Source organism: Undibacterium paludis (assembly GCF_022568815.1).
Taxonomy (GTDB): Bacteria; Pseudomonadota; Gammaproteobacteria; order Burkholderiales; family Burkholderiaceae_D; genus Undibacterium.
On record NZ_JAKZHX010000063.1, the window covers coordinates 1 to 579 of the forward strand.

Here is a 579-nt window from a genome sequence, read left to right on the forward strand (position 1 = left end):
TGGGAGCGAACGGCATTGTCGAGTCCGCGGAAGCCGCTGGATTTGTCGATCTTGACGTCGGACACGGAGCCATCGGCGCCAATCAATACGGACAGCTGGACGGTGCCGGTTTCTTCGTTACGCAGTGAGGCACGCGGATATTCCGGTTTGCAGCCTGCGACGTTGAAGTCGATCACACCAGGGACGATAGACGGACCGGCCGGTTTGGCTTCGGCTACCACGGCCGGGGCCGGTGGTGGGGTCTTTTGCAACTGGTTGCTCTCTGGCCTGACTTCCGATTTGACGCTGATCGTCGGCGCCTGCTGGACCGGTTGCTGGACCTGGACTTCCGGTGGCGGAATGAACGGTGGCGGCGGCGCCAGCAGTTTCGGTGGTGGCGGCGGCGGGGTGTCTGGCGGTGGTGGCGGTGGCTTCACCTCTTCGACGATCTTGGTTTCCAGTGGCTTGATGACCACGTCCATGGCCTTGCGTGCCAATCCTGATACCAGCGCCCATACCACCAGTATATGAAATGCGACTACCAGCCCTATACCGATAAATTTCTTACCCGGCTCTTGCTGGCGATTTGAAAAATCCATT

Annotated in this window: 1 protein-coding gene; it reads right to left on the minus strand. The window is 59.8% G+C overall.

All coding sequences use genetic code 11. The features are described from left to right. Nucleotides 1-579: energy transducer TonB (locus tag LZ463_RS28925; protein WP_241459785.1), on the minus strand; the 579-nt coding region annotated here is incomplete at both ends.